This is a genomic window from Pseudomonas sp. p50(2008) (assembly GCF_015351605.1).
Taxonomy (GTDB): Bacteria; Pseudomonadota; Gammaproteobacteria; order Pseudomonadales; family Pseudomonadaceae; genus Aquipseudomonas.
On record NZ_JACMYF010000001.1, the window covers coordinates 709,217 to 734,684 of the forward strand.

23 protein-coding genes are annotated in these 25,468 nt (G+C 60.3%); 4 read left to right on the top strand and 19 right to left on the bottom strand.

The features are described from left to right. Positions 1-23: 23 nt before the first annotated feature. The 3 genes from H7698_RS03170 to H7698_RS03180 form a co-directional block, all read right to left on the bottom strand. Complete coding sequence (locus H7698_RS03170) at positions 24-752, bottom strand: amidotransferase (RefSeq protein ID WP_194690549.1); 729 nt, start codon at positions 750-752, stop codon at positions 24-26. Positions 753-845: 93 nt separating this feature from the next. Then, complete coding sequence (locus tag H7698_RS03175) at positions 846-2,990, bottom strand: 3-hydroxyacyl-CoA dehydrogenase NAD-binding domain-containing protein (RefSeq protein WP_194690550.1); 2,145 nt, start codon at positions 2,988-2,990, stop codon at positions 846-848. Positions 2,991-3,014: 24 nt separating this feature from the next. Continuing rightward, positions 3,015-4,220 (bottom strand): acetyl-CoA C-acetyltransferase, encoded by a 1,206-nt coding sequence (locus H7698_RS03180; RefSeq protein ID WP_194690551.1) that lies wholly within the window; start codon positions 4,218-4,220, stop codon positions 3,015-3,017. 613 nt (positions 4,221-4,833) lie between these two features. Between H7698_RS03180 and H7698_RS03185 the strand changes: the two genes are divergently transcribed. Next, a complete protein-coding gene (locus H7698_RS03185; RefSeq protein WP_162440588.1) occupies positions 4,834-5,655 on the top strand; it encodes a c-type cytochrome in 822 nt (273 codons plus the stop codon). A 153-nt stretch (positions 5,656-5,808) separates the two neighbouring features. On the opposite strand, the gene H7698_RS03190 is transcribed toward H7698_RS03185, so the two are convergent. The 7 genes from H7698_RS03190 to H7698_RS03220 all read right to left on the bottom strand — a co-directional run bounded on the left by H7698_RS03190 (position 5,809) and on the right by H7698_RS03220 (position 11,202). Continuing rightward, positions 5,809-6,618 carry a transglutaminase family protein gene (locus tag H7698_RS03190; protein ID WP_194690552.1) on the bottom strand — a complete coding sequence of 270 codons (810 nt, stop codon included), beginning with the start codon at positions 6,616-6,618 and terminating at the stop codon, positions 5,809-5,811. Further along, a complete protein-coding gene (locus tag H7698_RS03195) occupies positions 6,615-7,565 on the bottom strand; it encodes an alpha-E domain-containing protein (protein WP_162440590.1) in 951 nt (316 codons plus the stop codon). The genes H7698_RS03190 and H7698_RS03195 overlap by 4 nt, the downstream gene beginning before the upstream one ends. A 12-nt stretch (positions 7,566-7,577) precedes the next feature. Next, entirely contained in the window at positions 7,578-8,987 is a 1,410-nt protein-coding gene (locus tag H7698_RS03200) for a circularly permuted type 2 ATP-grasp protein (protein WP_194690553.1), read from the bottom strand. A 403-nt stretch (positions 8,988-9,390) separates the two neighbouring features. Further along, complete coding sequence (locus tag H7698_RS03205) at positions 9,391-9,732, bottom strand: ribonuclease E inhibitor RraB (protein ID WP_162440592.1); 342 nt, start codon at positions 9,730-9,732, stop codon at positions 9,391-9,393. Between the two features lie 212 nt (positions 9,733-9,944). Further along, on the bottom strand, positions 9,945-10,178 hold the full coding sequence (locus tag H7698_RS03210; RefSeq protein ID WP_162440601.1) for a hypothetical protein: 234 nt from the start codon (positions 10,176-10,178) through the stop codon (positions 9,945-9,947). A 220-nt stretch (positions 10,179-10,398) separates the two neighbouring features. After that, the gene (locus H7698_RS03215) at positions 10,399-10,590 is read right to left on the bottom strand and encodes a PLDc N-terminal domain-containing protein (protein WP_028622263.1); all 192 of its coding nucleotides are present in this window, start codon (positions 10,588-10,590) and stop codon (positions 10,399-10,401) included. 81 nt (positions 10,591-10,671) lie between these two features. Then, entirely contained in the window at positions 10,672-11,202 is a 531-nt protein-coding gene (locus tag H7698_RS03220) for a hypothetical protein (protein WP_194690554.1), read from the bottom strand. A 954-nt stretch (positions 11,203-12,156) separates the two neighbouring features. On the opposite strand from H7698_RS03220, the gene H7698_RS31810 reads away from it, so the two are divergent. Next, positions 12,157-12,861: a methyl-accepting chemotaxis protein gene (locus H7698_RS31810; RefSeq protein WP_442966270.1), complete on the top strand. Its 705-nt coding sequence runs from the start codon at positions 12,157-12,159 to the stop codon at positions 12,859-12,861. A 305-nt stretch (positions 12,862-13,166) separates the two neighbouring features. Next, entirely contained in the window at positions 13,167-13,532 is a 366-nt protein-coding gene (locus tag H7698_RS03230; protein WP_194690556.1) for an Mpo1-like protein, read from the top strand. Here H7698_RS03230 and H7698_RS03235 read toward each other — a convergent pair whose 3' ends face one another. From H7698_RS03235 to H7698_RS03245, 3 genes are all read right to left on the bottom strand, one after another. Continuing rightward, positions 13,533-14,330, bottom strand: coding sequence for an acyl-CoA thioesterase (locus tag H7698_RS03235; protein WP_194690557.1), 798 nt, complete (start codon positions 14,328-14,330; stop codon positions 13,533-13,535). It lies immediately after the preceding gene. A gap of 242 nt (positions 14,331-14,572) precedes the next feature. After that, a complete protein-coding gene (locus H7698_RS03240) occupies positions 14,573-15,340 on the bottom strand; it encodes a CHAD domain-containing protein (protein ID WP_194690558.1) in 768 nt (255 codons plus the stop codon). Between the two features lie 45 nt (positions 15,341-15,385). Then, the gene (locus H7698_RS03245) at positions 15,386-15,664 is read right to left on the bottom strand and encodes a hypothetical protein (protein ID WP_194690559.1); all 279 of its coding nucleotides are present in this window, start codon (positions 15,662-15,664) and stop codon (positions 15,386-15,388) included. A 222-nt stretch (positions 15,665-15,886) separates the two neighbouring features. Between H7698_RS03245 and H7698_RS03250 the strand changes: the two genes are divergently transcribed. Beyond that, positions 15,887-16,933, top strand: a complete 1,047-nt coding sequence (locus H7698_RS03250; protein WP_162440599.1) for a patatin-like phospholipase family protein — start codon at positions 15,887-15,889, stop codon at positions 16,931-16,933. Between the two features lie 143 nt (positions 16,934-17,076). Here the strand turns inward: H7698_RS03250 and H7698_RS03255 are convergent, their stop codons facing one another. The 6 genes from H7698_RS03255 to kdpF all read right to left on the bottom strand — a co-directional run bounded on the left by H7698_RS03255 (position 17,077) and on the right by kdpF (position 25,293). Further along, positions 17,077-17,775 carry a response regulator gene (locus H7698_RS03255; RefSeq protein ID WP_194690560.1) on the bottom strand — a complete coding sequence of 233 codons (699 nt, stop codon included), beginning with the start codon at positions 17,773-17,775 and terminating at the stop codon, positions 17,077-17,079. Between the two features lie 49 nt (positions 17,776-17,824). Next, the gene (locus H7698_RS03260) at positions 17,825-20,476 is read right to left on the bottom strand and encodes a sensor histidine kinase (protein WP_194690561.1); all 2,652 of its coding nucleotides are present in this window, start codon (positions 20,474-20,476) and stop codon (positions 17,825-17,827) included. 175 nt (positions 20,477-20,651) lie between these two features. Continuing rightward, positions 20,652-21,197 carry a potassium-transporting ATPase subunit KdpC gene (gene kdpC / locus H7698_RS03265; RefSeq protein ID WP_162436137.1) on the bottom strand — a complete coding sequence of 182 codons (546 nt, stop codon included), beginning with the start codon at positions 21,195-21,197 and terminating at the stop codon, positions 20,652-20,654. 220 nt (positions 21,198-21,417) lie between these two features. Continuing rightward, positions 21,418-23,475 carry a potassium-transporting ATPase subunit KdpB gene (gene kdpB / locus H7698_RS03270; RefSeq protein ID WP_194690562.1) on the bottom strand — a complete coding sequence of 686 codons (2,058 nt, stop codon included), beginning with the start codon at positions 23,473-23,475 and terminating at the stop codon, positions 21,418-21,420. A gap of 25 nt (positions 23,476-23,500) precedes the next feature. After that, complete coding sequence (gene kdpA / locus H7698_RS03275) at positions 23,501-25,195, bottom strand: potassium-transporting ATPase subunit KdpA (RefSeq protein ID WP_194690563.1); 1,695 nt, start codon at positions 25,193-25,195, stop codon at positions 23,501-23,503. An 8-nt stretch (positions 25,196-25,203) separates the two neighbouring features. Continuing rightward, complete coding sequence (kdpF, locus tag H7698_RS03280) at positions 25,204-25,293, bottom strand: K(+)-transporting ATPase subunit F (protein WP_007899818.1); 90 nt, start codon at positions 25,291-25,293, stop codon at positions 25,204-25,206. Between the last annotated feature and the right edge of the window lie 175 nt (positions 25,294-25,468).

Below are 25,468 nucleotides of genomic sequence, written 5' to 3' on the forward strand. Positions count from 1 at the left end.
TCGCCACAACTGCTCACGCCGCTTTAAACCGCTTTGGCTTCAGGCTTGTGCGCCACAAACCGCATCATCCATTCCGCCACAGTGGCACCGTGGTGCTGATGCTCAAGACTCGCCACACCATTCTGATAAATCTGCTCGCCCAGCGCTTGCTGACGGATATCCAGCAAGGCCCGGGAGTAATCGTGAATGAATTCCGGATGGCCCTGGAAGCAAAGCACCTGATCGTTGATGTGGTACGCCGCAAACGGGCAGAAGTCGCTGGACGCGATCACGGTGGCATTTTCCGGCAGCGCAGTGACCTGGTCCTGGTGACTGATCAACAACGTCAGCTCTTCCACCACCGGGCTCATCCACGGCGCCTTGGCCGCCAGTTTGTAGTTATGCGTGCCGACGCCCCAGCCTTGGGTGGCTCGTTCGCTCTTGCCGCCCAGCAACAGCGCCAGCAACTGATGACCGAAACACACGCCCAGCAATTTGTCGCCGCGCTCGTAGCGGTTCAGCAGAAAGGTCCTGAGGGTTTCGATCCACGGGTCGGTGCCGAAGGAGTCGGCTTTGCTGCCCGTAACCAAATAGGCATCGAAGGTCAGGTCGTCACTGGGGTATTCGCCCTGCATGACGTTGTAGACCGTGAAGTCGGCCGCGATAGGCTGTTGCGTGAACAGACGCTGGAACATCTGCCCGTAACCCTGATATTGGTCGACCAGTTCCGGACGCAGGATGTCGGTTTCCAGAATGCAGATGCGTAACGACATAAAAAATACCTGACACGTGATGGGAATAATGCACACCCCAGAGCCTGCCTCGAAACACGGCAACAAGGCAAGCCCCGAAAGCGTCATCCTCCCTTAGAACGTGCTTCCCTGCGCCGCCTTCTCCAGCAGTAATGCCGGTGGCGCGAAACGCTCGCCGTACTGCTCGGCCAGGTATTGCGCACGGGCGACGAAGTCCTTCACGCCGTACTGATTGATGAATTGCAGTGCGCCCCCGGTCCATGCCGCGAAGCCGATACCGAAGACCGAACCGACGTTGGCATCCGCCGTGGAGGTCAGCACGCCCTCTTCCACGCAACGCACCGTTTCCAGGGCCTGCACGAACAACAACCGATCACGCACGTCCTTGGGTGAAATCTGCCCGTCGGCTTTCTCGAAACGGGTTTTCAGTTCTGGCCACAGGTGCTTCTGTCCGCCAGCGGGGTATTCATAGAAACCACCACCCCCGGCTTTGCCCGGACGCTTGTATTCATTAAGCAACAGGTCGATCACCGCGAACGCCGGGTGCTCGACCAGCGGCTTCCCTTCGGCCTGCAGGTCCTTGGCGGTTTGCTGGCGAATATGGCTCATCAGGCTCAGGGACACCTCATCGGAGATCGCCAGCGGCCCGACGGGCATGCCGGCCTTGCGCGCCTCGGTTTCGATCATCGGCGCGCTGACACCTTCGCCGAGCATGGCGATGCCTTCGTTGGTGAACGTACCGAAGACGCGAGAGGTGAAAAAGCCGCGACTGTCGTTCACTACAATCGGGGTTTTCTTGATTTGCAGGACAAAATCGAAGCCGCGGGCCAGGGTTGCATCGCTGGTGTTGAGGCCTTTGATGATTTCCACCAGGGGCATTTTTTCGACAGGGCTGAAGAAATGCAGGCCGATAAACTTCGTCTGGTCCGCAACGGCGGTGGCGAGGCCGCTGATGGGCAAGGTCGAGGTGTTGGAGGCGATGACCGCGTCCACGCCGACGATTTCTTGCGCGGTCCTGGAGACCTTGGCCTTGAGCTCACGGTCCTCAAACACTGCTTCAATGATCAGGTCGCAACCGGCCAGATCAGCATCGTTTTGCGTCGGTAGGATCCGCGCCAGAATCGCTTCCCGTTGCTCGGGGAGCATCTGCCCGCGAGCGACTTTCTTGTCGAGCAAAGCTTCTGAGTGAGCCTTGCCCTTCTGCGCCGCCGCCAGCGTGATGTCCTTGAGCACCACGTCTATCCCCGCCGAGGCGCTGACGAAGGCGATACCGGCGCCCATCATCCCGGCACCCAGCACACCGACTTTTTTCGTCACGTAAGGCGCGAATCCCTGAGGTCGCGAGCCGCCGGCGTTGATTTCGTTGAGCTGGAACCAGAACGTGCCGATCAGGTTTTTCGAGACCTGGCCGGTGGTCAATTCAGTGAAGTAGCGGGTTTCGATCAAGTGCGCCGTGTCGAAATCGACCTGGGCCCCTTCGACTGCCGCGCAGAGGATTTTTTCCGGTGCGGGCAGGCAGCCCTGGGTTTTGCTGCGCAGGATAGATGGCGCAATGGCCAGCATTTGCGCGACTTTGGGATTGGAAGGCGTGCCGCCGGGAATCTGGTAGCCCTTTACGTCCCAGCGCTGCACAACGGCCGGATTGGCCAGAATCCAGGCGCGGGCCTTGCTCATCAACTCGTGACTGTCCGTCGCCAACTCGTCGATCAATCCGGCCTGCAACGCCTGTTGCGGCCGGACTTTCTTGCCTTCGAGCAGATATGGCAAAGCCTTTTCGATCCCCAGCATGCGCACCATACGCACCACCCCGCCACCACCCGGCAACAGGCCGAGAGTGACTTCTGGTAAGCCGAGTTGTACGGAAGAGTTGTCCAGTGCGACGCGGTGATGACACGCCAGGCAGATTTCCCAGCCGCCACCCAGGGCCGCGCCATTGATCGCCGCGACCACCGGTTTGCCGAGGGTTTCCAGGGTGCGCAGCTGGCCTTTGAGGGTCAGTACCATGTCGTAGAAAGCTTTGGCTTCGGGCTTGCCGACCTTGATCAGTTCATTGAGGTCGCCACCGGCGAAGAACGTTTTCTTGGCCGAGGTGATGATGACGCCGGCAATCGAGTCTTTTTCAGCAACCAATCGGGCGACACAGGCGGCCATGGCGTCGCGATAAACCGCGTTCATGGTGTTGGCGCTCTGGCCCGGCATGTCGATGGTCAGGACGACGATCTGGTCCTGGCCCTTTTCGTAACGGATGGCTTCGGTCATGGCAATTTTCCTTGAATTCGGGGCTCAGAGGCGTTCGATGATGGTGGCAATGCCCATGCCGCCACCGACGCACAGCGTCGCGAGGCCATAGCGCAAGTGCCGGGCTTCCAGTTCATCGAGCAAGGTGCCCAGAATCGCGCAGCCAGTGGCGCCCAAGGGGTGGCCCATGGCGATGGAACCGCCGTTGACGTTGATCTTCTGCGGATCGATGGCCATGTCCTTGATGAATTTCAATACCACGGAGGCGAAGGCCTCGTTGACCTCGAACAGGTCGATGTCTTCGGCCCGCAATCCGGCCTTGGCCAAGGCTTTGCGCGTGGCCGGCGCCGGTCCTGTCAGCATGATCGTGGGATCGGTGCTGGTGACTGCCGTGGCGACAATTCGCGCCCGCGGTTGCAAGCCCAGCGCCCTGCCCTTCGCTTCAGACCCGATCAGCATCAACGCTGCGCCATCGACGATCCCGGAACTGTTGCCCGGCGTGTGGACGTGATTGATCCGCTCCACATGGCTGTAGACCCTGAGCGCCGTGGCATCGAAACCCATCTGCCCCATCATTTCAAAACTCGGCTTGAGCTTGCCAAGGCCCTCGAGCGTCGATTCGGCCCGAATGAATTCGTCGTGATCCAGCAGAAGGATTCCGTTCTGATCGCGCACTGGCACCAGTGACTTGTTGAAGGAACCGTCCGCCCGAGCCCGTGCAGCCTTCTCTTGCGAATGCAGCGCGTAGGCATCGACATCCTGACGGCTGAAACCTTCGAGCGTGGCGATCAGGTCGGCCCCTACACCCTGCGGTGTGAAGTGGCTGTGCAGGTTGGTCTCAGGGTCCAGCGCCCAGGCGCCGCCGTCGCTGCCCATCGGAACGCGGGACATCGACTCGACGCCGCCGACCACCACCAGGTCTTCGAAACCTGAACGCACTTTCATTGCGCCGAGGTTCACGGCTTCCAGTCCCGATGCGCAGAAGCGGTTGATCTGCACACCCGCGACGCTTACGTCCCAATCCGCCACCTGTGTCGCGGTCTTGGCAATGTCCGAGCCTTGATCACCGATGGGCGTCACGCAGCCCAGCACCACGTCGTCGACCTGACTGGTGTCCAGGGACGTGCGTTGTTGCAACGCCGTCAGCAACCCGGCCACCAGGTTCACCGGTTTGACGCTGTGCAAGGCGCCATCAGCCTTGCCCTTGCCCCGGGGCGTGCGCAACGCGTCGAAAATCAAAGCTTCGGTCATGACGTCCTCATTTTTCTTGTTGTTGAGATCTTCCGATCTTTTGATCTTTGAGAAGCCTTCACCATAGGCCGAGCCCTCGCAGATTCAATGACCACAACGCTCAGCGAGATTGACGGACACGCTCAGACGGACGGTAGTGAGCTACCGGATTAACCGTTTCAGGTCACCGAGCTGTCTAGCAAAAGGGCGGCAAAGAAGCTGGCAATACGCCTCATGTCTTTTTAAAAGCCTTGGGCGCTATATCCATATGAAATGGATCTAAGCCACGGGTGACGCGGGCCCTAAGGTGAACATGTACGAAGTTGTCGTCGGGTTTTGCCGAGGCGCTCGTCAGACAGGAAGTGAAACGCTCTGCCGTCATGGAAGCAATGCAGGCAGGCATCAGGAAATAACAATAAAGGCGGTCAAGCCATGTTCAAACAATCGAAAGTACGTCAAGCCGGTCTCATTCTTTTCGCCACCACGCTGTTGTTGATCTTGCCGAACCTGACCAAGGTGCTTGGCTAGAAAGCTCTTAAAATACGGCGCAACTATTTTATCGCCTCATGAAAATGTGAATGGCTCGCTACCCGGGCCGACGTGGGTGTGCCAACCTTTGCGGCACTCCCACGACATGGACGGCGATCTTTTGAAAACGCTTCTTCTGCTCGGGGCCTTGCTGCTCAGCACGCCCCTCTTCGCCGCACAGCTGGAACTGCAGCTGGGCGCGAACCAACGCACCTGGCAAACCGAGGAGCTGCTAAAGCACCCAAACGTCCAGACCATCACGATTGCCAACGACGTTTCCTACAAGCGTGAAATGACCTATCGCGCGGTGCCCTTGGCGGCGTTGTTGACCGGCATCACGCCTGACGACCATCTGCAAGCTGTGGCGCTGGACGGTTTCGCCGCTGAGTTGGCCGCCGGGCCGTTGCTCAATGACAAGGGTGCCAGGGCGTGGCTGGCGATTGAAGACCCGGCCAGGCCTTGGCCGGCGCTGTCCGAGGGTAAGCACAGTGCGGGGCCGTTTTATCTGGTCTGGACGGATCCGCAGGCCGGCAATATCAGCCCTGAACAGTGGCCATTCGAGGTGGCAAGCATCAAACAACTGGCACCTGTGGCCGAGCGCTTCCCTGCCCTGTTACCTGATCCCGCGTTGAAAGCGGACGACCCGGTGAACCAGGGGTTTGCGTTGTTTCAGAAAAATTGCCTGGCCTGTCATCGATTGAACGGCGCCGGGGATTCGCAGTTTGGTCCGGACCTGAACATTCCGTTCAACCCTACCGAGTATTTCGGGGCTGATTTCCTGAAGCGCTATATCCGCGATCCGCAGAGTCTGCGGCAGTGGCCGCAAGCGAAGATGCCGGGGTTTACGGAGCAGGTGCTGCCGGACGGAGATCTGGAGATGTTGGTGGGGTATTTGAAGCACATGGCTGGGCGCAAGGTTAAGCCGTGACATAGGGTTGCCTTGGCTGGCCTCTGTTCACTCAAGAAGAGTTTCAGGCGAGCACAATACTGTGGTGAGGGATTTATCCCCTCGCCACAAAAGTATACGTGTCGCTTAAGTGAACAGCATTGCGCTCCCACAGGGATTTCGCGGTGTCGCAGGTTACTGCGATTGCACCGAGATAAACGGCATCGGCGTCGGCGATACAAACACCTTCGCGTGCATCTGTTCACTCCCGCCGCCCCGGCGCATTCCGCGTACCGGGCACGCGTCCAGATAATCCAGACCCACCGCCAGTTTCAAATGCCGTTCAGGTCGTGCCAGCTCATTGGTCACGTCGAAGCTGTACCAGGCGTCATCCAGCCAGGCTTCCGCCCAGGCGTGACTGGCCAGGTGCTCGCTGTTCTCGCTGTACAGATACCCCGACACATAACGCGCCGGAATGCCCAGGCTACGGGCGCAGGCGAGGAAGGCGTGGGTGTGATCCTGGCAGACGCCAGAACGTCCGGCGAAGGCCTTGGCAGCGCTGGTGTCGACTTCAGTAGAACCCGGCGTGTAGGTCATGTAGGCGTTCAAGCCATGCATCAGGTCGATCAACGCCGTGCGATCCCGACGCTTCTTGCACTCTTTGTCAGCGAACGCGCGCAAGGCTTCGTCAGGCTCGGTCAAACGGGTGAATCGCAGGAACGGCAGCGCCGATTGACTCTCGTGTTCGGCTTCCCGCAGCTCGTCGATATCGACCTGGCCACGGGCGCCAATGATGATCGCTTCATGGGGCTCGTCCATGGTCAGTACGTGCAGGATATTGCCGAACGGATCGAGTTGCGCACGCACCGGGCGCGGCAGGTCGAGTTGCCAGCTGAGCACGTGCTGCCGCTCGCTGTCGTGGGGTGTCAGCCGCAGGTACTGGATGCTCGCCCGCACCTGATCTTCGTAGTGATAGGTGGTTTCGTGGCTAATGGAAAGTCTCATGCAGCCTCCAGGTAAGAAGTGTGTATGGCATTACCCAACTGGCGCACCAGCGGGATGAACTCGGTCAGCCAGGCGTGCAGGCCTTCGTCGAGAATTTCATTGATGCCGGTGTAGCGCAGGCGTGCATCCATTTCTGCGGCCAGGCGTTGCGCGGGACGTCCGTTGGCCCCGGGTAACTGGGCAAGGATCTGGTCGATTTCTTCCGTGCAGGCGCGCAGGGATCGTGGAACGTCCGCACGCAGCAACAGCAACTCGGCCACGTGCCGGGCACCGGGTGCATCACGGTAGATTTCGGTGTAGGCCTCGAAGGACGACAAGGCCCGTAACAATGCGCTCCACTGGTAATACGCGTGAGCCGTGCCGTCGCTCACGGCTTCAGCTTGATCACCGGCCATTTCGTATCGGGCGTCGAGCAGGCGCAGCGTGTTGTCCGCCCGTTCGATGAAGGTGCCCAGGCGAATGAATCGGAAGGCATCGTTGCGCATGATCGTGCCGTAGGACGCGCCGCGAAACAGGTGGGAACGTTCCTTGATCCATTCACAGAAACGGCTCATGCCGTAGCGACTCAAACCTTGATCGGCAATCCCGCGAATTTCCAGCCAGGTGGCGTTGATGTTTTCCCACATGTCCGCGGTGATTCGGCCACGCACCGCATGGGCACTGGCCCGCGCCGCGCCCAGGCAGCTGTAGATGCTCGCCGGGTTGGCAGCGTCCAGAGCGAAGAAATGCAGCAAGCGTTCGGCATGCAGATCGCCGTGGCGCTCGAGGTAATCGTCCAGGGTGCCGGTGATCAGCAGCGGCATCGCGAGTTCGTGCAACCCGTCACCGCGGCCATCCTGTGGCATCAGTGACAGGGAGTAACTGATGTCGAGCATCCGTGCGAGGTTCTCCGCCCGCTCCAGGTAACGCGACATCCAATACAGATCCGAGGCAGTTCTACTTAACATGGCAAGCTTCCTTCAATCCTCGACTACCCAGGTGTCCTTGGTTCCGCCGCCCTGGGAGGAATTCACCACCAAAGAGCCTTCGCGCAGGGCGACACGGGTCAAACCACCGGGCACGACCCGGGTTTCCCGGCCAGACAATACAAACGGACGCAAGTCGATGTGGCGTGGAGCAATGCCGTTTTCAACAAAGGTCGGACAGGTCGACAGCGACAAGGTCGGCTGCGCGATGTACGCGTGGGGCTTGGCCTTGATGCGTGCGCGGAACGACTCGATTTCCGCCGCGGTCGCCGCTGGCCCGACCAACATTCCGTAGCCACCGGACCCCTGGGTTTCCTTGACCACCAGATCTGGAAGATTGGCCAGCACGTGGGAAAGTTCAGAAGGATTACGGCACTGGAACGTCGGCACATTCTTCAGGATCGGCTCTTCATCCAGGTAAAAGCGGATCATGTCGGTGACAAAGGGATACACCGACTTGTCGTCCGCTACCCCGGTGCCGATGGCATTCGCCAGCACCACGTTGCCCGAGCGGTAGGACGACAGCAGCCCCGGCACGCCGAGCATCGAGTCCGGGTTGAACGCCAGCGGATCGAGAAAGGCATCGTCGAGACGACGGTAAATCACGTCGACGGCTTTTGGTCCGTCGGTGGTGCGCATGAACACCTTGTCGTCCCGCACGAACAGGTCCGCACCTTCCACCAGCTCAACGCCCATTTCCCGCGCCAGAAACGCATGCTCGAAAAATGCACTGTTGAAGCGCCCCGGCGTCAGCACCACCACGCTCGGGTTATCGATCGGGCTGGAGCTTTTCAGCGTGTCGAGCAGCAGGTTGGGATAGTGGTCGATGGGGGCAATGCGCTGGGCCGAAAACAGTTCGGGGAACAGCCGCATCATCATCTTGCGGTCTTCGAGCATGTAGCTGACGCCGCTCGGCGTTCGAAGATTGTCTTCGAGCACGTAATAGGTGCCGTCGCCGTCACGCACCAGATCGACGCCGGAGATGTGGCTATAGATATCCCGGTGCAGATCAAGCCCTTGCATCGCCAACTGGTACTGCTCGTTGGCCAGCACCTGCTCGGCCGGAATGATGCCGGCCTTGATGATGCGCTGCTCGTGGTAAAGGTCGGTGAGGAACATGTTCAACGCCTTGACCCGCTGGATACAGCCGCGCTCAACGACGCGCCACTCGCTGGCGGGAATGCTGCGCGGGATGGTGTCGAAAGGAATCAGACGCTCCGTGCCCTGCTCGTCACCGTAGAGCGTGAAGGTAATTCCGGCGCGGTGAAACAACAGATCGGCCTCGCGTCGACGTTGCGCCAGAAGCTCGTCAGGCGTCTCGGCAAGCCAGCGGGCAAACTCCCGATAATGCGGGCGGACCTGGCCGCCGGCATCGTACATTTCATCAAAATAGGTGCGGATCATGCCGTACTCCTTGTCACCCGGACATCTAGGCATCGCAAGGCCCGTGCCATCGGCATAAACGCTTTGTTATCAATCGGTTGGATAAACGCCTCAGCCATACCGCACCAATCCTGTGCGGCAAATGCCCCAACCTGATCGCCCCCGCTCCATTGCGAAGCAATGCTGTCGCTATCACCAGCATAGTCAGAGTTGATTTCACTGCTTGGCTGAGGCCGCGGATAATTGGCGCATTCGCTGGAAAAGCTCACCGAACTTCCCTTTTAGCCGCCTGTTTTGGGCGGCTTTTTTTTGCCTTTTGAAATGTTATGAATCAAAGACAAGAGCAAAAGATGTTTATCAAGCGCAAACGAAAACGGCCAACCCGAAGGTCAGCCGTTGCTGAGTAATGTTGCTGTTCATAGTGTTATGCGAGTAGCCCTCGTACCTCCTGCTTCACGCCCCATCCTTCGATGATGCCGCCCAGAGGCTCAACCACCGCCTCGAAACCCTGCTCGAAATCGCCAATGTCATCGTAGGTGGCGTACATGACCTTGCTCAGTTCCAGCGCCCAGGCGCCGTCATCGCGCACGCTGATTTGCGCATTCAAGGATTCACCACGGTAGTGACCTGCTGCTCTGCGAGCCCGCTCCTCGTCGGGAAAAATGGCGTAGAACTCGATGGGATGGAATTTTGAAAAGTCGAAACCGCCTTCTTTCATGCGGCGCAGCACGCTGCTGCTGATGTCTTCTTGATAGGCTGTGCTCATGAAACGTCCTCCTGAATCCGATGGATAGACTTTCCGTACTCCCGACGCCCTCAGCCGATTGGTGAGGGCGATACGACAACCAGGTTGCCGATGGGAACAAGCATGTAGCTGACAAGACCAGACCTTAGCGATCCAATCGCTGATCTCGCTTGCAGAGTAGCCCTTTGACCGAGCAGCTGCCAAGGCCTGTTATCAATGTGACAGGAGTTGTATCAGACGGGAGTAATGCCGAGGATTTGTATGCTGTTCTGGGTTTTGAGACTTTTGACGCTTGCATCATCGGTTCGCCCTTCCAGATCGTTCAGATCCAGTTCGGCAGCGACCGGCAGGAGACGGGCCTTGATGAGTTTGGCGGCGTGCTCGTTGTCCGGGCACTCGTCGCACTCAAAGACTTCGTCGACTGTTTCACCGTGATCATCCACGAAAGTGATTTTCCACTTTTGCATCACTGCCTCCTCGATAAAACCCGCAAGTGGGCTTACATGTATCTGGACTTTTACGCTGAGTGATCGTTCAAACGGATGCGCGCTGACATGAAAAAATAGAACGTGTGGGAGCGAGCCTGCTCGCGATGACGGCGGCATATTCAGCAAGCATGTGACAGACAGACCGCATCGCGATGCAGGCTCATTCCTACAGAGAAAAGTGTCGGATTTGCATGTTCGATCAGATCCGCACATTACCCCGTGGTCCGGCGATGGCCCAGATAATCAGGCCCAGAACCGGCAGCAGCAGAATCAGCAGCACCCAGACGATTTTCATGCCGGTTGATGCGCCACTTTTCAGTACGTTGATGATGGCCCAGATGTCCAGGGCGAGAATAATCAGGCCAATCAGACCGTTGAACGTGGAACCCATGGTGACGCTCCCTAAGAGTGGTTTGCCCTCTTAGGATAGCCGGCCCTCACAAGGGTTCCGTTTTATTAGCCGTTTGCTGGCTTAAACGTGGATGGCGACTTTGAGCGCTTCCAGGGATGGCGCAGCGGCAATGCCGATTTTCGCGCACAGCTCAAGCACGCGCGGTACATCGTTGCCGAACACGAGCACCACTTGCAGCTCGTCATCGAGCAGCTGGCTGAAGTTCATCAGCACATAGCCGCCATTCTCTTTGTTCATGCTGCCCATCTGCACCTGAATGCGATTAAGCGCGGTCAGGTCCTCGGTTTTGGCCAGCTGCTTGGGCTTGATGTTGAAGTCGACACTCGGGCCGAACGAGGCGACGATCTGGGCGAACAGATCCATGTAGGTGTCCGCCTGGAACAACACCGTCTCCGGCAGACTGCCCACCACCACCCATTCGCCCAACGGGATCGGGAAGGTGTCGTCGTAGTTGATGTCCGGATTGGCCGTCAGAAATGCCTCTGGATCGGCGTAGGCCTGGGCCGCTTCGTCTGCCACCTTGAGGATTTCGTCATCGCTCATGCACCCGGAGCTGATTTTAGTGATGAGTTCGACGAGGGCGGCTTTCATGGGATGGAATCCTGTAGCGAGGGAATTTTGAAGGCGCGAAGGATAGCGCATAACGCCCGGCAATTCCCGTACACCGCCTCGCAGGGAACCTTGACGCACATCAAGATTCGTCGGCCTCAGTAGCGGCACAATAATGGCACCTTGCCGAAACTGTTTCCGCTATCAGAGAAGACCTCCATGGGTGCCTGGCTTAGCAATATCTCGTTGAAGTACAAATTCTGGGCGGTCAATGCCGTCGCCTTCGTCACCACCCTGTTGCTGGTGTTGTACGCCGTACAACTCGAACAACAAGCGCGCAGTCACGCCGCCCAGGCGTCAGTCCAGGCCCAGGCACGATTGCTCAATGCCTGGCCTGCCGGGCAACCGCTGCCCAAGGTCGATAACCTGCTGACGTTCAGGCGTGGCGAAGCGCCGATGCTGGAGGGTCAACCGATACAGGCGCTGGCCAGTGCCAATGGCTGGGTCGAATTGAATTCGATGCCGGTGTTTGGCGATAACCCGCTGATGGGCGCCGACGTCTTCACCCGGACCGACGGCCAATCCGTCGCGTTGGTTGCGCATGGCCCGAGCCTGACCCAGGTGTTCGGCGAACGGTTCGCCAACTATGCGGTGGCGGTGTTCATCCTGATGCTGGCCATGCTGGGCGCCTCGCAGTTGTTGATCCGCTTCCTGCTCAGCCAACTCAATACGTTGAAAGACGTGATGCTGCATGTTGAAAAAACCGGCGACCTGTCCGCGCGCGTCCCACTGGCATGCACCGATGAAGTCGGGCAGATGGCCAGCGCGTTCAACGCGATGCAGGCCGGTTATCAGCGCGTTGTCACCACCGTTGCCAGCACTGCGCGGCACCTGGATGACGGCGCAGCGCGTCTGGCGTCGAGCATGGACGAGGTGCGTCACGGCATGCTCGGCCAGCAAAGTGAAACCGATCAGGCCGCCACTGCCATCAACGAGATGACCGCCACTGTTTATCACATCGCCCAGCACGCCGGCGCAACCCGCGACCTCTCGCAAACCGCTGACACCCTGGCCGGCAGCGGTCAGGCCGTGGTCAGTCGTGTGCAGCTATCGATTGCCGGGTTGTCTTCAGGGGTGCAGCAAACTGCCGGGATGATTCAGCGCCTGGCCGAGGACAGTCAGAAGATCAACGGCGTGGTCGGGGTGATTCACAGCATCGCCGAGCAGACCAACCTGTTGGCACTGAACGCCGCCATTGAAGCGGCTCGTGCCGGTGAAATGGGCCGCGGTTTTGCGGTGGTCGCGGACGAAGTGCGCAACCTGGCCAAACGTGTGCAGTCTTCGACAGACGAGATCACGATCATGGTCTCGGCGCTGCAAGCCGGAACCCGCGACGCTGTGGATTTCATGCAGGACAGTTCGCTCAAGGCTGACGAATGCGTGCAACAAGCGCTGGAGGCCGGCGTGGCACTGGCGCAAATCACCAGCGCCGTGGCGCAGATGCGCGAAAGCAATACGCAGATCGCGGTGGCGGCCGAGCAGCAGAGCCAGGTGGCGGAAGAGATGAACCGGGCGGTGGTGAGTATCCGGGACGTGACCGAGAACACGGTGGCGCAGACCGTCAACTCGGCGACTACCAGCAATGAGTTGGCGGCGCTGGCAGGGGAATTGAGTAAGGCGATAGGGCAGCTCAAGCTGTAAGGGCCCCTTTGCGAGCCAGCTCCCAAAGTTTGTTTTGTGTCGACTGTCCTTTTCGGGAACACCACGAACCCTGTAGGAGTGAGCCTGCTCGCGATGGCGGAGGGTCAGGCAAAGATGTTGTCGACTGACAGGACGCCATCGCGAGCAGGCTCGCTCCTACAGCTTGTTTTGTGTTGACGGGCGCGATCAGCATCAACCCTTTGCCCATGATCGCTATCACATCGATAGCCAACCTCGATTCGCCGCCCCTCCCCGCCGGGCCTATTCTTCAATCATGTGTTCAACACGGATTGAGGAGAAACATCATGGGTAAACGTCATCCCAACCTTCCCGCCTGGCAATGGCGTGCGTACCCGAACAATCACCAGCACCCGACCAATCTGGTGCTGCACCTGATTGCCGTGCCGCTGTTTATCGTGGCGTTTCTGCTGATTGTTACCGGAGTGTTCGGCCTGAACCTGGTGAACATCGCCATTGGTGTCATCGGCCTGCTGGCAGCACTGGCCCTTCAGCGCCATGGCCACCAGCTCGAAGAGCAAGCCGCTGAACCGTTCAGTGATCGCAAAGATGCGCTGTCGCGTTTGTTTGTCGAGCAGTTTGTGACCTTCCCGAGGTTTTTCCTCAGTGGCGGCTGGTGGCGCGCCTGGCGTGAGCGCCACCGCCGCCATTGATCAGGCGAAAATCGTCACGGTTTGCCGACTCATCGCAATCAACTGCCCGTCCGCGCTCCACAGCTTCGCGGCTGCATGACCGTAGCCGTCAGCGGCGTATTCGATGTCGACGAGGTACTTGCACCAGTCCAGCGTGCTCAGTTCAAGGATCGGTTGGACGAATTCGATGGTCCAGGTCAGCGTGCTGCCCATCGCCGGTTTTTTCAGGTGCGGCAACAACGCCGGCGGCCAGGCATCGACCAGCGCCAGGATATGCGACTCGCTGACAGGCTCTTCTTTCACGTCCCCGCGCAACCGCACCCAACCGCCCATTTCCCGCGACGTGTTGCCGGTGAACGGCAGGCCACCGACGCTCCAGCGCATCGCCAGATGGCGCATGAATTCCGGGGTGATGCCCTTGATGTACGGTAACTCCTGGCAGTCGTCCCAGTGCTTCATTTCCGGCGCGGGTTCGGCGGCTACCGACACTTCGGACGGGCGTGACGCACCGAAGCTGCCCTGGATCAGCGTCACGACCTGCCCCTTCTGCATGGCCCGGCCCAGCACCTGACTGACGGCCTTGCCTTCGCGCAAGACATCCACTTCAAAACTGACTGGCACGTCCGGCTCGACCGGCCCGACAAAGGTGATTGCCAGCGATCGTACCGGGCGATCGGCCGGCACCTTGGCGCGCATGGCTTCATATTGCAGCGCGGCGACAAGGCCACCGAAACTGGCGCGCCCTTGAGCCCATTCAGCCGGAATAGACAGCTCCAGCGGCTGGCTGCGGACGGCGTCGAGCAGATCGGAAAAACGCATGAAGACCTCGGAGCAGAAAAAGAATGGAGGAATGTTAACCAGCCAGAGAGGGCGATACAGCGCTTATACCGGCCAAAAGCACTGACAGATGAGCCTTGGATGCAGCTCGAGCGCAGACCTGCCGAATTCTCGGGCCTCGTCGGACGATCCTATGCACGCGGTTCCTGCACGGGACCGCGTTTATTCAAAGAAAAGTTCGTACGCAGACCGAGCGTTCGGCAGCCACAGGAAACCGCGTGGTTTCAGGATTTGAAGCAGGCAGCGCTGAGTTTGTCGAGAACCCGATCGGCGCGACGTTCAGCCTCGGCCATGGTTTTGTGCCAGGTCGCGACGCACGGTTGCAGATCCGCTTCTTCTTCGGCACGGGCCAGCCATTGCCAGCAATCGTGCCAATCGCCCAAGGCCCCTTGCGCCGATTTCAGACGCGGCATCGCCGCTTTCGGCAGACGATCCAGCTCGGGATAGGATTCGATACCGTAGCGCACGCGCTTGATCAGCAAGCGCAAGCGATGACGGTCGTGGGCTGGATCGTGCAGCGCTTCATCGAGTTTTTTCCACTGTTTGGCCAGGCGTTTTTCAACGCGCTTGCGCAATCCCTTGAGCAAACCCTGGCGCTGGGAGGCCCGAAGAAAGCGCGAAAACGCATCGATGATCATCAGCAGCTGCGCAAGCTCGGGACTCGCGGCCACGGCGGGATAGGCTTCGGCCATCTGCGCCATGCGCCGTTGCGCCGCTTGCGGTTGATCATGCTCAAGCAGATAGGCCGCCAGCACTTCCCGATCACGTAGCGGTGTGGTCAGGTCGCCAACCCCGGACGCCGCCACTTCCAGCTGCTCGACACCCGGCAATCCGCGCAGCGGTCGCAATAAACTGCGCAAACGGCGCACCGTAGTGCGCAGGTCATGCAACGCTTCCGGGTCCGTTCGGGCATTCAAGCGCGCCTGACAAGCCATCAGACGGACTTCAATGCCCAGTACCTGAGCCACTAACCGATCAACCAACGCAGACATCGCTTTCTCCCTGATTCGAATGGCCCTCGATCATCACATCATGCCTTAACGCCCGGCGCGTGACTCACGAATGTAGAAGCGCGCTTTCTCGGCCTTTTTGGTGCAGCCTTCGTACGCCTCGAACTGCTGCTGGGTCTTGGCGCCCGTCAGCAGTGACAGCGCCTTGGAGTAACTGACCGTGCCGGCGAAACCCTCAGCCTTGGCCAGGTCCAGCTCATGCCACGCCGCATCGATACCGCTGCCGCAGCTTTCACGGTACGCGGTTTTGCCGGCACAACCGGCGAGCGCCAAGGCAATCATAGGTACACAGATCCAGGCTTTCATCACTCACACCTCAAAGATAGGTAAACAGTCGTGCAGGTAAGACGGTCTGGCGCAGGAAAAGTGCCTTGGCCCCACTGCTGAAACTACAGCGCTGGCGAGGATACTCATCTGGCGCCACGGGGTGTCGAAAAAACGACGTCTTCACCCTCTCGAGCGACCTTGGCGATTGTAGCCTGCCCCCCGTTGGGTGCATTGTTAAACCTTGTCAGACGAGGGCGATTCATGAAAAAGCGTGTCGCACTGGTACTGGGCTCAGGTGGCGCCCGGGGCTATGCCCATATCGGTGTCATTGAAGAGATCGAAAGACGTGGTTATGACATCGCGTGCATCGCTGGTTGCTCCATGGGGGCAGTGGTCGGCGGGATCTACGCGGCGGGAAAACTCAACGATTATCGCGACTGGATCGAGAGCCTGGATTACCTCGACGTATTGCGGCTGGTGGACGTCAGTTTCCGCCTGGGGGCAATTCGTGGCGAAAAGGTGTTCGGGCAGATCCGCAAGATCGTCGGCGAGATCAATATTGAAGACCTGCGCATTCCGTACACGGCCGTGGCCACCGACCTGACCAACCAGCAGGAAATCTGGTTTCAGGAAGGTTGCCTGCATCAGGCGATGCGTGCGTCAGCGGCGATTCCCAGCCTGTTCACGCCGGTCATGCAGGGCAATCGCATGCTGGTGGACGGTGGCATTCTCAACCCCCTGCCGATCGTGCCGGTGGTGTCGAGCCATTGTGACCTGATCATCGCGGTCAACCTCAACTCCACCAACCAGCGTCACTACCAACTGCCTGTGATCCAGCGGCCGGCAGCGTTCAAAAGCCGTTTCGACAGCTTGATCAATTCCCTGGGTTCGAAGCTGCCGTTCCGCCGTAAGCAGGCGGAGCAATTGCTCGCGCTGGAACAGGAAGCGCTGAAAGCGCAAGGGGCAGATATCAATCCGTGGATCGAGTCCGCCGAACCCGAAGCGCAGCAACCGGCTGCGGCGCCGGAATCCACGGGCGCGCCGAAGTCTGCCACGGGCTCGTTCATCATCGATAACGTGGGGCCGGCGTCCCTGCTGGATTTGATCAACCAGAGTTTCGAAGTGATGCAGACGTCTCTGGCGCAGTACAAGATTGCCGGCTATCCACCGGATATCCTGATCAACGTGCCGAAGCGGGTGTGCCGGTTTTTCGAGTTCTACAAGGCGCCGGAATTGATCGCCCTGGGGCGGGAGATTGCTCGGGATACGATGGATCGGTATGAGGCTGAGCAGTCGCGGGATTCTTGACGTATTGGGGTGAGATTTGAGGGCCTCATCGCGGGCAAGCCCGGCTCCCACAGGTTTTGCGATTATCACAATAGTTGTGAACGATGCTAATCCTGTGGGAGCCGGGCTTGCCCGCGATGGGGACCGATCAATCACTGCAAAATCTAAAGGTTATCTTCACTCAACAACCGATACCCCACCCCCGCCTCGGTCACAATAAACCGTGGCTGTGTCGGATCATCCGCCAGCTTCTGCCGCAAATGCCCGACGACAATGCGCAGGTAGTGACTGTCTTCGGTATGCGTCGGCCCCCAGATATCCTTCAACAATTGCTGCTGGGTAATGACCCGCCCGGGATGCCGTGCCAGCTGTGCGAGCACCGCGTATTCCTTGCGGGTCAAGGCGACTTCGACGCCATCGAGCAACACCCGGCGATACGCCAGGTCCACGGTCAACGGCCCGAAGATCAATGCCGCTTGCTGTGCTTCACCCGCCGGCGCCTGACGCAGCAACGCACGCACCCGCGCCAGAAACTCCTGGATGCCGAAAGGCTTGGTCACGTAATCATTCGCACCACCGTCCAGCGCTTCGACTTTCTGCCCTTCGCTGGCGCGCACCGACAGCACCAGCACCGGCACCGCCGACCACTCGCGAAACTCGCGCAACACCTGCTGACCGTCCATGTCCGGCAGGCCAAGGTCGAGCACCAGCAAGTCCGGTTTGTTCAATGCAGCCTGCGCCAATCCTTCAGTGCCGGTACCGGCTTCCAGCACTTTGTAGCCCTGGGACACGAGACTGATGCGCAGGAATTTGCGGATCTGCGGTTCGTCGTCGATGACCAAAATGGTCGCGGTCTGGCTCATGGTTTCTGATCGCAGCTGGGGAATGTGCAAAGGGTATCAGGCTTCGTCTTCAGCGCTCAGCTTCAAATGAAGGCTGTTCTTGCAGAGGCAAGTGCAAGGTGATGCAGGTGCCGCGCCCGTCTATCCCGTCGGCGACACTGATGCGCCCACCGTGGGCACCGACCATCCCCTGACAAATCGCCAATCCCAGACCCGTGCCCTGACCGCCCCGATCACCCCGTGCGGCGGTGTAGAACATGTCGAAAATCTTCGCTCGCTCCTCTTCCGGAATACCGGGCCCTTCATCGCTGACCGAGAAAAACAATTCACTGTCGTCGGCACCGGCACGCAGCAACAGTCGCCCGTGAGCCGGCGAAAAACGCGCGGCATTTTCCAGCACATTGACCAGCGCCTGTTCGATCAGCGCGGCGTGGACAAACAACAGCGGCAATTGCGCCGGCACTTCGGTGCTCACCTGCAACGGCGCGAGCACGGCGCGCAGGCGGTTCAGCGAACTGCCGACGATGTCCGCCGGCGACACCCAATCCCGCGCCAGCTTCAGCGCGCCGTGGCCTAGACGCGTCATGTCGAGCAGGTTCTGAATGTAGCGATCCAGACGCTCGGCTTCATCGCGCGTGCCTTCGAGGAGTTCGCGACGATCCTCCAGCGGGATGGCTTCACCTAACGCCAACAAGCTGTCGATGCTGCCACGCATGGACGTCAGCGGTGTGCGCAAATCGTGGGACACCGACGCCAGCAGGGCGCTGCGCAGTTGCTCGGTTTCGCCGTGCAGGCGTGCTGCTTCCAGGTCCTCAGCCAGTTGCGCACGGGCCAGTGCCTGGGCCAGCGGCTGGCTCAACGCGGTGAGCAAACGCCGACGCTGGCCGCTCAAGGTCTGACCCTCTTTGGCGCAGACGCCGAGCAACGCCAGCGGACCATCTTCCACCGACAGCGGCCACCACCACCAGCGCCCGAACGGCAATGTCCCGGTCCCCGCGCCTGCCGGTTGATCGTGCTGCCAGGCCCAATCAGCCGCCGCGCGTTCGGCCTCGGAGAAGGTCAACGGGCCACCGGTTTCAACCTTCCAGCCGCCCTGCCCGTCCTGATTCAGCAGGCACAGTTGAACATCGCTCCAGCCATTGAGGTGCTGCGCCGCCGCACTGACCACCGCCTGGCGATCGGTCGCGGCCGTCAATTTGCGCGACAGGTCGAGCAGTTCGCTGGTCTCTTCCTGCGTGTCGCGCAGTGCCTGTAGCTGTCGCCGTTGGCGTGCGGCGAGATTGCCCGTGAGCGCAGCCATCAGCAGAAAGAACAGCAAGGTCAGCACGTCTTCTTCGCGCTGGATGCTGAAGGAAAAATTGGGCGGGATGAACAGGAAGTCATAGGTCAGAAATGACATGGCCGCGCAGGCCAGCGCCGGTCCGAGGCTGCTGCGCACCGCCACCAGCAACACCGCCGCGAGGAACACCAGCGAGATGTTCGGCAGCGGCAACACGCTTGCCACGCCCCAGGCCAGCGCACTGGCGAGCAACGTCGCCACCAGCGCCAACGCGTAATCGAACCACACCAGCGCCTGCGGCGATCGCTGGCGTGGTGCGTGCAGTTCGTGATCGCTGTCGAGGACGTTGATTTCCAATCCACGGGCATCGCGCAACAGACGCGAAGCCAGGCCGCCGCCGAACAAACGTCGGCGCAAACGTTGCCGGGATTGACCGACCAGTACCAGGCTGGCGCGACGCTCGGCAGCATGCTGGATCAGGGTTTTCGCGACTTCGCCGGCGCGCAGCAGCACCACCTCTCCGCCCAGGCGTTCGGCCAGTTGCTGGGCACTTTGCAGGCGCAGGCGTGACTGCTCGTCGCGCACGCTGCCGTTGTCCACATGCACCAGGCTCCACGGCAGATGCCGCCGCTGAGCGACTCGACTGGCATGACGCACCAGGCGCTCGGCCTGTTGATCACCGTCGACACCCACCAGCAGACGCCCGCGCACCGCGGGTGCTGCCTGTCCAAGCTGGCGGTAGCCCTGGGCCAGATCATCGTCGACCTGGGCGGCGGCAGTTTGCATCGCCAGCTCACGCAGGGCGGTGAGGTTGGTCTGGGTGAAGAAGGCATCGATGGCGGCGCGGGCCTGTTCCGGCACGTAGACCTTGCCGTCGCGCAGACGCTCCAGTAGCTCGCGGGGCGGCAGGTCGATCAGCAGCAGTTCGTAGGCTTCCTGCAGCACCCAGTCCGGAAGCGTTTCGCGAACCTGCACGCCCGTGATGCCACGCACTTGATCGTTGAGGCTTTCCAGGTGCTGGACGTTGACCGTGGTGAACACATCGATGCCGGCGGCGAGCAGTTCCTGAATGTCCTGCCAACGTTTCGCGTGGCGACTGCCGGGGGCGTTGCTGTGGGCCAGTTCGTCAACCAGCACCAGTTTCGGCTTGACCGCAAGCAAGCCGTCGAGGTCCATTTCTTCGAGCATGACGCCCCGGTATTCCGAGCGCACCAACGGCTGTTGAGGCAGGCCACCAAGCAGCGCTTCGGTCTCGGCACGACCGTGGGTTTCAACCACGCCAGCGATGACTTTCACGCCCTGGCGCAACTGGGTGTGCGCCGCTTGCAGCATGGCGTAGGTCTTGCCGACACCGGGGGCGGCGCCGAGGAATACTTTGAGCCGGCCACGGCCATCGCGGGGTAAATCGGCTAACAATGCGTCGGCTCGGCCGGAGTCGCTCATGCTTTCATTTCTCTTTTTTCAGGTAAGGACGTGGTGTTTTTTCAGCCGTCATCGCGAGCAGGCTCACTCCTACATTGGATCTTCAGTGCACATGAATCCTATGTGACAGAGAATCCTTTGTCCGCCACAGATCCAATGTGGGAGCGGCCTGCCCGCGATTGCTGGCACCACCGATCTACAGATTCTCAAGCGCCATGTTCAGCGCCAATACATTCACCACCGGCGGCCCCACCAAGGGCTGCTCGATGTTTGCATTCATCAATTGCTCAAGCGTAGACACCGGCAGATTCCGCGCCGCCGCAACACGCGCCAGTTGATAGCTAATCGCTGCCGGTGGCAAGTGCGGGTCGAGGCCGCTGCCAGAAGTAGTGAGCAGTGCCAGAGGCACCGGTCCCTGCCCTGGCACCAGCAGCTTGCTGGCGTCGTCGATCACCCGAGTGGCCAGGGCCGGATTGCTCGGCGAGAGGTTGCTGGCGCTGCTCGAAATTGTGGCGAAGGCACCCGCGGATGGACGTGGATGGAACCAGCTGTCACCGGTGAAATCCTGGGCGATCAGCGAAGAGCCACGGACCTTGCCGGCCTCGTCGCGTACGAGGCTGCCGTTGGCCTGGTCAGGGAAAGCCACCTGGGCCACACCGGTGACAACCAGTGGGTAGGCGACGCCGGTGATCAGGGTCATGAGGACCAATAGGCTCAGGGCCGGACGTATCATTGTGGACATTTCAAAATCCTCGAAATAGAAAAACATTTATCAGGGACACACATCACCTGTGGCGAGGGGATTTATCCCCGTTGGGCTGCGCAGCAGCCCCATGCCGGCCATAACATTTATTCAGGCAAAATGCGTGTCCTGGTTTGGGGCTGCTGCGCAGCCCAACGGGGCGGTGCGACGTTTCGCTAAATCCCCTCGCCACAAAAACACCACCGCACCGCCGTACCGGTCAAACCAGATGCAACGCCGTGAGCAGCATGTCGATCGCCTTGATCCCCACGAACGGCACCAGTAACCCGCCCAAGCCATAGATCAACAGGTTGCGTCGCAACAGCGCCGCCGCACTCGCCGCTTGCACCCGCACGCCGCGCAACGCCAGCGGGATCAACACCACAATGATCAAGGCGTTGAACACAATCGCCGACAGAATCGCGCTCTGCGGGCTGGTCAGGTGCATGACGTTCAGCACGCCTAGTTGCGGGTAGATCGAGGCGAACAACGCCGGCAAGATCGCGAAGTATTTGGCCACGTCGTTGGCGATGGAAAACGTTGTCAGCGCGCCGCGCGTCACCAGCAGTTCCTTGCCGATTTGCACCACGTCCAGCAGCTTGGTCGGGTCGCTGTCGAGGTCGACCATGTTCGCCGCTTCCCGAGCCGCTTGAGTCCCGTCGTTCATCGCCATGCCGACATCCGCCTGGGCCAGCGCGGGCGCATCGTTGGCGCCGTCGCCGCACATCGCGACCAGTCGACCGTCGTTTTGCTCGTGGCGAATGCGCGCCAGTTTTTTCTCCGGCGTCGCCTCGGCCAGCACGTCGTCGACGCCCGCCTCGGCCGCAATCGCCGCAGCGGTCAACGGGTTGTCGCCGGTGACCATGACGGTGCGAATCCCCAGTTTGCGCAGCTCGGCAAAACGCTCACGAATACCGGGCTTGACCACGTCCTTGAGGTGTATCGCGCCGAGCAATTTTCCGTCGGCGCACACCAGCAACGGCGTGCCGCCACTCTGGGCAATCTTGTCGATTTCCCGGGACAGCGCCGGCGCAAGATCAGCGCGTTTCAGGCCGACAAACGCCAGCAACGAATCCACTGCACCTTTGCGATACACGCGGCCCTGATAGTCGACACCGGACAGGCGTGTCTCGGCGCTGAAGGGCACCGCCGTCAGGGTTTCAGCGGATGGCTCTGGTTGTGGATGAAGGCCGCGCAAGTACTCGACGATGGATTTACCTTCCGCCGTGTCGTCCGCCAGGGAGGCGAACAAAGCGCCCTCCGCCAGCTCCTTGCTGCTCACCCCTGGCGCCGCATACACAGCGGTGCAGCGACGGTTGCCGAAGGTGATGGTGCCGGTCTTGTCCAGCAGCAGAACGTGTACGTCCCCCGCCGCTTCCACAGCGCGACCGGACTTGGCAATCACGTTCAGGCGCACCAGTCGGTCCATGCCGGCGATACCGATGGCGGACAACAGACCGCCAATGGTCGTCGGAATCAGCGTGACCAACAACGCCACCAGGAACACCAGCGGCAGGCTGCCATTGGCGAAGTGGGCAAACGGTTGCAGGGTAACGACCACCAGCAGGAAGATCAGCGTCAGGCCGATCAACAAGATGTCGAGCGCCACTTCGTTCGGGGTTTTCTGGCGTTTGGCGCCTTCGACCAAGGCGATCATGCGGTCCAGAGTCGACTCACCGGGGTTGGCGGTGATCCGCACCAGCAGCCAGTCCGACACCAGGCGTGTGTTGCCGGTCACTGCCGAACGGTCGCCACCGGACTCACGAATCACCGGTGCGGATTCACCGGTAATGGCCGCTTCGTTGACGGCCGCAATGCCTTCTATGACTTCGCCGTCGCCGGGGATCATTTCCCCCGCCTCGATGCGCACCACGTCGTCCTTGCGCAGGCTGGTGGCGGGCACGATCTGGAAGGTGCCATTGGCGGTCTTGCGTCGAGCGCTCAAACCTTCGCTGCCGGCTTTGAGGCTGTCAGCGCGGGCCTTGCCGCGTCCTTCAGCCAAGGCTTCGGCGAAGTTGGCGAACAGCACGGTAAACCACAGCCACAACGCGATTTGCGCCGCGACGAAAGTGGGGACTGCCGCATCTGGAATGAAGCACAAAACGGTGGTCAGGATCGCGGTCAGTTCAACGACCAGCATCACTGGCGCACGCTGCAGCTGGCGTGGGTCAAGCTTGACGAACGCTTGCACCAGCGCCGGGCGCCAGAGGGCCGAGATCGCGGTTTTCGGTTGTTCCGGCGCCTTGGCGGCGGCCGGTTTGATTGCGGGCATATTCATCATCAGCTCCTTAAAAGAACCAGGCTCAGAAGCCCATGCTCAGGTGTTCGGCAATCGGACCCAGCGCCAGGGTTGGCAGGAACGTCAGGCCGCCCACCAGCAAAATGGTCACCGTCAGCAAAGTCACGAACAGCGGGCCATGGGTCGGAAAACTGTTCTGGCCGATCGGGGCGGATTTCTTCATCGCCAGGCTGCCAGCCAACGCCAGCACCGGAAGGATGTAGCCGAAACGGCCGATCAACATGCCCAGGCCAAGCATCAGGTTGTGGAACGCAGTGTTGGCACCGAAGCCGGCAAATGCAGAGCCGTTGTTGGCACTGGCCGAGGTGTAGGCGTACAGCAACTGGCTGAATCCGTGAGCGCCAGGGTTACTCACCGCAGCGACCGGACCCGGCAGACTCGCCGCAATAGCGCCAAGCACCAGCACACCCACCGGCATTACCAGCAAGGTCACCACCAGCAACTGGACTTCCCGGGCCGCCAGTTTCTTGCCGAGGTATTCCGGCGTGCGACCGATCATCAGGCCGGCGAGAAACACCGCGATCAGTACGTTGAGCAACATGCCGTAGAGCCCGGCGCCGACGCCGCCGAAGATCACTTCGCCGACCATCATATTGACCATCGCGACCATGCCGCTCAGCGGGTTGAGGCTGTCGTGCATGCCATTGACCGAGCCGTTGGATGCAGCCGTCGTGGTCACCGACCAGAGCACCGTAGCGGTGGTACCAAAGCGTGCTTCCTTGCCTTCCAGCGGCGCAGTCTGTTCGACGGCGACGTTGTTCAGGGTCGGATTGGGTTGGTACTCAGCCCACAACGAGGTCGCGCCACCGATCAAAAACAGCGCCAGCATGCAGGCGATGATTGCGCGGCTCTGACGCAGGTCTTTTACGTAATGGCCGAAGGTGAACACCAGCGCGACCGGAATCAGGATGATCGACGACACCTCGAACAGGTTGCTCCACGCCGTCGGGTTCTCGAACGGGTGCGCCGAGTTGACCCCGAAGAAGCCACCGCCATTGGTGCCCAGTTGCTTGATCGCAATCTGGCTTGCAGCCGGACCGAGCGGAATCACCTGGTCGACACCTTGCATCGTCACGGCATTCACGTAGTGAGCGAAGGTTTGCGGCACGCCCTGCCAGACCAGAAACAGCGCCAGCAGCAGGCACAGCGGCAGCAAGCCGTAGAGGGTGGCACGGGTCATGTCGACCCAGAAGTTGCCCAGGGTTTGAGCCGACTTGCGACCGATGCCGCGACACAACGCAACCAGCACAGCGAGACCGGTGGCGGCGCTGACGAAGTTCTGCACGGTGAGGCCGACCATCTGGCTCAGGTAGCTGAGCGTGGCTTCACCGCTGTACGACTGCCAGTTGGTGTTGGTCATGAAGCTGACGGCGGTATTGAACGCTTGCGTCCACTCCTGGCCAGGCAGGTTCTGAGGGTTGAGTGGCAGGTAATCTTGAAACAACAGAATCGCAAACAACAGCAGGAATCCTGCAAGGTTGAACGCGAGCAGGGCCAGGGTGTACTTCTGCCAGCTCTGCTCAACCTGCGGGTCAACGCCGGCCACCCGATAACAGCCCCGCTCCACCGGACCCAGAATCGGAGTCAGCCAAGTGCGCTGCCCTTCCATCACCTTGTAGTAGAACCGCCCCAGAAACGGTGCCGGTATCAGCACGATGGCGAAGAAGGCAAGGATCAGCCAATAGTCATAACTGTGCATAGCCGCTCCTAGTTCCGGTCCGCGCGCAACAGCGCAACCAACAGATAAATGAACAGTCCCACTGCCAGCAGCAGCGACACTCCGTCCAGAACGCTCATGGAAGTTCTCCGTGTTACGGCGTATTGCCGCGTGTGGAGTCATTGTCGGGAAGGAGGGTGTAAAGGCGCGAGATCGAGGGATGTGGAGGGGCGTAAAGAAGGTGTAAAGAGTGGGTTTTTGGGGGGGTTACAGCGGTGCCTTGCGACGCTAGACAATGGTTAAAGATGTCGCAGA

What these genes read in the sequence shown, in the direction of transcription:
- H7698_RS03170 (WP_194690549.1), bottom strand. Translation starts at nt 752, where the DNA reads ATGTCGTTACGCATCTGCATTCTGGAAACCGACATCCTGCGTCCGGAA.
- H7698_RS03175 (WP_194690550.1), bottom strand. Translation starts at nt 2,990, where the DNA reads ATGACCGAAGCCATCCGTTACGAAAAGGGCCAGGACCAGATCGTCGTC.
- H7698_RS03180 (WP_194690551.1), bottom strand. Translation starts at nt 4,220, where the DNA reads ATGACCGAAGCTTTGATTTTCGACGCGTTGCGCACGCCCCGGGGCAAG.
- H7698_RS03185 (WP_162440588.1), top strand. Translation starts at nt 4,834, where the DNA reads ATGGACGGCGATCTTTTGAAAACGCTTCTTCTGCTCGGGGCCTTGCTG.
- H7698_RS03190 (WP_194690552.1), bottom strand. Translation starts at nt 6,618, where the DNA reads ATGAGACTTTCCATTAGCCACGAAACCACCTATCACTACGAAGATCAG.
- H7698_RS03195 (WP_162440590.1), bottom strand. Translation starts at nt 7,565, where the DNA reads ATGTTAAGTAGAACTGCCTCGGATCTGTATTGGATGTCGCGTTACCTG.
- H7698_RS03200 (WP_194690553.1), bottom strand. Translation starts at nt 8,987, where the DNA reads ATGATCCGCACCTATTTTGATGAAATGTACGATGCCGGCGGCCAGGTC.
- H7698_RS03205 (WP_162440592.1), bottom strand. Translation starts at nt 9,732, where the DNA reads ATGAGCACAGCCTATCAAGAAGACATCAGCAGCAGCGTGCTGCGCCGC.
- H7698_RS03210 (WP_162440601.1), bottom strand. Translation starts at nt 10,178, where the DNA reads ATGCAAAAGTGGAAAATCACTTTCGTGGATGATCACGGTGAAACAGTC.
- H7698_RS03215 (WP_028622263.1), bottom strand. Translation starts at nt 10,590, where the DNA reads ATGGGTTCCACGTTCAACGGTCTGATTGGCCTGATTATTCTCGCCCTG.
- H7698_RS03220 (WP_194690554.1), bottom strand. Translation starts at nt 11,202, where the DNA reads ATGAAAGCCGCCCTCGTCGAACTCATCACTAAAATCAGCTCCGGGTGC.
- H7698_RS31810 (WP_442966270.1), top strand. Translation starts at nt 12,157, where the DNA reads ATGACCGCCACTGTTTATCACATCGCCCAGCACGCCGGCGCAACCCGC.
- H7698_RS03230 (WP_194690556.1), top strand. Translation starts at nt 13,167, where the DNA reads ATGGGTAAACGTCATCCCAACCTTCCCGCCTGGCAATGGCGTGCGTAC.
- H7698_RS03235 (WP_194690557.1), bottom strand. Translation starts at nt 14,330, where the DNA reads ATGCGTTTTTCCGATCTGCTCGACGCCGTCCGCAGCCAGCCGCTGGAG.
- H7698_RS03240 (WP_194690558.1), bottom strand. Translation starts at nt 15,340, where the DNA reads ATGTCTGCGTTGGTTGATCGGTTAGTGGCTCAGGTACTGGGCATTGAA.
- H7698_RS03245 (WP_194690559.1), bottom strand. Translation starts at nt 15,664, where the DNA reads ATGAAAGCCTGGATCTGTGTACCTATGATTGCCTTGGCGCTCGCCGGT.
- H7698_RS03250 (WP_162440599.1), top strand. Translation starts at nt 15,887, where the DNA reads ATGAAAAAGCGTGTCGCACTGGTACTGGGCTCAGGTGGCGCCCGGGGC.
- H7698_RS03255 (WP_194690560.1), bottom strand. Translation starts at nt 17,775, where the DNA reads ATGAGCCAGACCGCGACCATTTTGGTCATCGACGACGAACCGCAGATC.
- H7698_RS03260 (WP_194690561.1), bottom strand. Translation starts at nt 20,476, where the DNA reads ATGAGCGACTCCGGCCGAGCCGACGCATTGTTAGCCGATTTACCCCGC.
- kdpC (WP_162436137.1), bottom strand. Translation starts at nt 21,197, where the DNA reads ATGTCCACAATGATACGTCCGGCCCTGAGCCTATTGGTCCTCATGACC.
- kdpB (WP_194690562.1), bottom strand. Translation starts at nt 23,475, where the DNA reads ATGAATATGCCCGCAATCAAACCGGCCGCCGCCAAGGCGCCGGAACAA.
- kdpA (WP_194690563.1), bottom strand. Translation starts at nt 25,195, where the DNA reads ATGCACAGTTATGACTATTGGCTGATCCTTGCCTTCTTCGCCATCGTG.
- kdpF (WP_007899818.1), bottom strand. Translation starts at nt 25,293, where the DNA reads ATGAGCGTTCTGGACGGAGTGTCGCTGCTGCTGGCAGTGGGACTGTTC.